Source organism: Senegalimassilia anaerobia JC110 (assembly GCF_000236865.1).
GTDB lineage: Bacteria > Actinomycetota > Coriobacteriia > Coriobacteriales > Eggerthellaceae > Senegalimassilia > Senegalimassilia anaerobia.
In genome coordinates this window covers 1-5,027 of the sequence record NZ_HE611021.1, presented here as the reverse complement: position 1 = coordinate 5,027, position 5,027 = coordinate 1, and the positions used below count along the sequence as shown (strand labels likewise).

The 5,027-nt window shown below is 63.3% G+C and carries 3 rRNA genes; all 3 read right to left on the bottom strand.

Going from position 1 to position 5,027, the window contains the following annotated elements:
• Window positions 1-17 precede the first annotated feature (17 nt).
• The 3 genes from rrf to SFHG_RS09995 all read right to left on the bottom strand — a co-directional run bounded on the left by rrf (window position 18) and on the right by SFHG_RS09995 (window position 5,015).
• A 5S ribosomal RNA gene (gene rrf / locus SFHG_RS10005) occupies window positions 18-132 on the bottom strand.
• A 125-nt stretch (window positions 133-257) separates the two neighbouring features.
• Window positions 258-3,225 (bottom strand): 23S ribosomal RNA (locus tag SFHG_RS10000).
• A 279-nt stretch (window positions 3,226-3,504) separates the two neighbouring features.
• Window positions 3,505-5,015 (bottom strand): 16S ribosomal RNA (locus SFHG_RS09995).
• Together the 16S, 23S and 5S rRNA genes form the textbook arrangement of a ribosomal RNA operon.
• Window positions 5,016-5,027: the final 12 nt, after the last annotated feature.

The following is a 5,027-nucleotide window of genomic DNA, read 5'->3' as shown; positions in this document are numbered from 1 at the left end:
TAGAAAAGCGCCCTCCGCGAGCGCGACGCCCTGCCCTCCCGCAGCCTCGCGCTGCAGTACTCTCGGCGAAGGCGGGCTTAACTGCCGGGTTCGGGATGGGACCGGGTGATCCCCGCCTCTGTGGTCGCGCTCGCGGGGGGCGCTCCCCCGCGGCCTCTCTATGAAGCCTGCCAGGAACCCCTGTCCGGGGCGACCCTGGCGGCCGCATGGCGGGCACGGACAGAAGATCACGCATCGCGCTCGGTGCTTTAATCGAGGATGCGAAGAGCTCGGGCTATTAGTGCCGCTCGGCTGAGCGCGTCGCCGCGCTTGCACCTGCGGCCTATCGACCAGGTGGTCTACCTGGGCCCTTACCGGAGAGTGGACTCATCTCGGAGACGGCTTCCCGCTTAGATGCCTTCAGCGGTTATCCGTGCCGGACGTAGCTAGGCGGCCGTGCCGTTGGTCGACAACCGCTGCACCAGAGGTCCGTCCACCCCGGTCCTCTCGTACTAGGGGCAGACCTCCTCAATCCACTTGCGCCTGCGGAGGATAGGGACCGAACTGTCTCACGACGTTCTGAACCCAGCTCGCGTACCGCTTTAAACGGCGAACAGCCGTACCCTTGGGACCGACTTCAGCCCCAGGATGCGATGAGCCGACATCGAGGTGCCAAACCTTGCCGTCGATGTGGACTCTTGGGCAAGATCAGCCTGTTATCCCCGGAGTACCTTTTATCCGTTGAGCGACGGCCATTCCACTCTGGGCCGCCGGATCACTAGAGCCTGCTTTCGCACCTGCTCGGCCCGTCCGCCTCGCAGTCAAGCTGGCTTGCACTCTTGCGCTCTCGGGACGGTTGCCGACCGTCCTGAGCCAACCTTTGCGCGCCTCCGTTACTCTTTGGGAGGCGACCGCCCCAGTCAAACTACCCGCCTGGCACGGTCCGCGGCCCTGGTACAAGGCGCCGCGTTAGGCCGCCGGAACGGAGGGGGCAGTATTCCAAGGGCGGCTCCGCCGGGGCTGGCGCCCCGGTTTCTAAGCCTCCTGCCTATCCTCTACGCGCCGAGCCAACGGCCAATGCCAAGCTGCAGTGAAGGTTCACGGGGTCTTTCCGTCCTTCCGCAGGTAATTCGCATCTTCACGAATAGTGCAATTTCACCGGGTCCATGGTCGAGACAGCGCCCAAGTCGTTACGCCGTTCGTGCAGGTCGGAACTTACCCGACAAGGAATTTCGCTACCTTAGGACCGTTATAGTTACGGCCGCCGTTTACCGGGGCTTGGCTTCAGCGCTTCGCTTACGCTAACGCATCCGCGTAACCTTCCGGCACCGGGCAGGCGTCAGACCCTATACTTCCCCTCGCGGGTTGGCAGAGTCCTGTGTTTTTGGTAAACAGTCGCTTGGGCCGTTTCGCTGCGGCCGCCGCGGGCTCGGGGAGCTGGTCCCTCCACCTGCAGCGGCACTCCTTCTCCCGAAGTTACGGAGCGATTATGCCGAGTTCCTTGACCATGGTTCCCCCGATCGCCTCGGTATGCTCTACCCGCCCACCTGTGTCGGTTTTGGTACGGGCGCCTCGGGCCCTGCCTAGGGGTTTTTCCAGGGAGCGTGGGCTCCGCAGCTTCGCCATGCGGCTTCGTCTCGCGTCTCGGCCTTGTGCGCAGGGCGGATTTGCCTGCCCTGCGGCCTACATGCTTTCACGGGGGCGTCCAGAACCCCGCCTGCGTACCCTTCTCCGTCGCCCCTTCGGTCGTAGCGGTCCCGAGGCGGTACAGGAATGTCCGCCTGTTGCGCATCGGCTACGCCTTCCGGCCTCGCCTTAGCTCCCGACTGACCCTGGGAGGATTAGCCTTGCCCAGGAAACCTTGGGCTTACGGCGGCGGCGTTTCCCGCGCCGCTCTCGTTACTCATGCCAGCATCCTCACTCCCCTGCGCTCCACCGTCGGTCGCCCTCCGGCTTCGCCGCGCAGGGGAAGCTCCCCTACCAATGTTTATACATTCCGCCGCTTCGGCGCATCGCTTAGCCCCGTGAATTGTCGGCGCATGTCCACTCGACCAGTGAGCTGTTACGCACTCTTTGAATGCATGGCTGCTTCTAAGCCAACATCCTGGTTGTCTGGGCGGACGCACATCCTTTGCCACTCAGCGATGACTTGGGGGCCTTAGCGGGCGGTCTGGGCTGTTTCCCTCTCGAGCACACAGCTTAGCCCACATGCTCTGACTCCCGGCCTTTGGTCTCGCGGCATTCGGAGTTTGGTCGGCATCGGTAGGCGGTGAGGCCCCCTCCTCCGTCCAGTGCTCTACCGCCGCGGGAAAACGGCCGGGGCTAGCCCTAAAGCTATTTCGGGGAGAACGAGATATCTCCGGGTTTGATTGGCCTTTCACCCCTACCCACGGGTCATCCCCTCCGTTTTCAACCGAAGTGGGTTCGGCCCTCCACGGGGTCTTACCCCCGCTTCAGCCTGCCCATGGGTAGCTCACCCGGCTTCGCGTCCACGACGCGCGACTAAAAATCGCCGTCTTAAAGACTCGCTTTCGCTGCGGCTCGCTTAAAAGCTTAACCTCGCCGCGCATCGTGACTCGCTGGCTCATTCTACAAAAGGCACGCCGTCACACCGTCAAAGGTGCTCCGACTGCTCGTGGGCGCGCGGTTTCAGGCGCTGTTTCACTCCCCTCTCGGGGTGCTTTTCACCTTTCCCTCACGGTACTGGTTCGCTATCGGTCGCGGGAGAGTGTTCAGCCTTGGAGGGTGGTCCCCCCTGCTTCGCGCGGGGTTTCACGTGCCCCGCGCTACTCTGGGCCGGAGACCCGCTGCCAGCGACCTTCCGGGTACGGGGCTCTCACCCTGTTCCGCCGGCCTTCCCAGGCCGTTCCCCTAGATGGCTGGTTTGTAACAGCGGCCGAGGGATGCGGCCCTCGGTTGCCCCGCCCAACAACACCGGCGCGGAAACGCCCGCACGCTTGCACGCGCGCCGGTTTGGGCTGGCCCGGTTTCGCTCGCCGCTACTCCCGGGATCTCGGTTGATTTCTCTTCCTCGGGGTACTTAGATGTTTCAGTTCCCCCGGTTGCCTCCTGGCCGCCTATGCGTTCGGCGGCCGGTAGCAGGGCATTGCCCCTGCTGGGTTCCCCCATTCGGGAATCCGCGGATCAAAGGCCGTTTGCGCCTCCCCGCGGCTTATCGCAGCTTGCCGCGCCCTTCGTCGACTTCCCGCGCCAAGGCATCCGCCTCGCGCCCTTTGTATCTTCGTCCTGAAGTGTTCCCTGTTATGTGTTAGGTAAACCACATCGAGTAAATCTTGAATGATTTCGCGATCGTGAAGAATCCGAATCAACTTGTTAGATGAATTGATTTCGTTATTCGTTCTCGGGGGCCGGGAAAAGGCTTCCCGGCCCCGCGTATCTTCTGTATTCCGTGCTTCGCTATGCGGCTGTCAAGGTGCCTCGGGGCGGGAGCCCCGGGAGCCGGATGCTGGATTTGGGAATCTTGCTTTGATAGTGAAGCCTTGATTCTTGTGAGAATCTCCCTAGAAAGGAGGTGATCCAGCCGCACCTTCCGGTACGGCTACCTTGTTACGACTTCACCCCCCTCACCCTCCACACCTTCGACGCCTCCGCCCCTGAAAGGGTTCGGCCGGCGGCTTCGGGTGCAGACGACTCGGGTGGTGTGACGGGCGGTGTGTACAAGGCCCGGGAACGTATTCACCGCGGCGTGCTGATCCGCGATTACTAGCAACTCCGGCTTCACGGAGGCGGGTTGCAGCCTCCGATCCGAACTGGGGCCGGCTTTGCGGGATCCGCTCCCCCTCGCGGGGTCGCAACCCTCTGTACCGGCCATTGTAGCACGTGTGCGGCCCAGGGCATAAGGGGCATGATGACTTGACGTCGTCCCCACCTTCCTCCGGCTTGACGCCGGCAGTCCCCCGCGAGTCCCCAACTGAATGCTGGCAACACGGGGCAGGGGTTGCGCTCGTTGCGGGACTTAACCCAACATCTCACGACACGAGCTGACGACAGCCATGCACCACCTGTGCAGGCTCCTCTCGGCCACGGCGTCTCCGCCGCTTCACCTGCATGTCAAGCCCTGGTAAGGTTCTTCGCGTTGCTTCGAATTAAGCCACATGCTCCGCTGCTTGTGCGGGCCCCCGTCAATTCCTTTGAGTTTTAGCCTTGCGGCCGTACTCCCCAGGCGGGGCGCTTAATGCGTTGGCTGCGGCACGGGGGATCTCATCCCCCACACCTAGCGCCCATCGTTTACGGCTGGGACTACCAGGGTATCTAATCCTGTTCGCTCCCCCAGCTTTCGCGCCTCAGCGTCAGTTTCGGCCCAGAGAGCTGCCTTCGCCGTCGGTGTTCTTCCCGATATCTGCGCATTCCACCGCTACACCGGGAATTCCGCTCTCCCCTACCGCACTCGAGAGCGCCAGTTCGGGACCCGGCCGGGGGTTGAGCCCTCGGGTTAGAGGTCCCGCTTAGCGCTCCGCCTACGCGCGCTTTACGCCCAATGAATCCGGATAACGCTCGCCCCATACGTATTACCGCGGCTGCTGGCACGTATTTAGCCGGGGCTTCTTCTGCGGGTACCCTCGTTAGGTGTTCCCCGCTGAAAGCGGTTTACGACGCGGACGCCTTCGTCCCGCACGCGGCGTTGCTGCGTCAGGGTTGCCCCCATTGCGCAAAATTCCCCACTGCTGCCTCCCGTAGGAGTCTGGGCCGTATCTCAGTCCCAATGTGGCCGGTCGGTCTCTCAACCCGGCTACCCGTCGTCGGCACGGTGGGCCTCTGCCCCGCCGTCTACCTGATGGGCCGCGACCCCATCCCCCGCCGCGAGAGCTTTCCCGGGGGCGGCATGCGCCGCTCCCGGAGTACCAGGTATTAATCCCCCTTTCGGGGGGCTGTCCCTGGGCGGGGGGCAGGTCGGTCACGTGTTACTCACCCGTTCGCCACTTCATGTCCGCCCGGGGGCGGTTTCATCGTTCGACTTGCATGTGTTAGGCACGCCGCCAGCGTTCATCCTGAGCCAGGATCAAACTCTCCGTTGAAGAAGAGCGGGA